The organism is Providencia sp. UF-224 (genome assembly GCF_058245955.1).
The window spans coordinates 1-420 of sequence record NZ_JBSICC010000118.1; the positions used below are offsets into that span (position 1 = coordinate 1).

At 43.1% G+C, this 420-nt stretch carries 1 protein-coding gene; it reads left to right on the forward strand.

Annotated features, from left to right (window positions below):
- Positions 1-57: 57 nt before the first annotated feature.
- The coding region (locus tag AC4IFO_RS23100) for a plasmid SOS inhibition protein A (protein ID WP_490737868.1) at positions 58-420 on the forward strand (363 nt) is incomplete at its 3' end.

Genomic DNA, 420 nt, shown 5'->3' on the forward strand with positions numbered 1-420 from the left:
ATAACGCGCAATAATCAGACTGGAGACACTGCCCTGAAAAGGGCAGTGTGAAATATCATGACAACTATTCCAAATCATTTAGCCCTTGTTCCCTTTAATGATCGTCAATATGCTGCAGCAAAAGCCATCCTTTTTGTCGAAGATAAAATACAAAAAGGGCAACACCAAAAACGTTACCCCTATGCGTGTGCATTAATTCGCTTTTTTACGGGGAATAAAGGGGCGATAACTGCAAAAGACTTGCACTATACGTTGGTATTATCCTTTGATGACAAGCGCGAAATGCCGTCAAAAAATCGCTATCTTGCCGCTCTAGATACGTTTGTTCAGTCCCGTGGATATCTTTGTCCGTTGCCGTTATGCGATCATCATGTGCGTGATTTTTTTCCTGAGCTGGATTACCGTGACCGTGAACGGCAG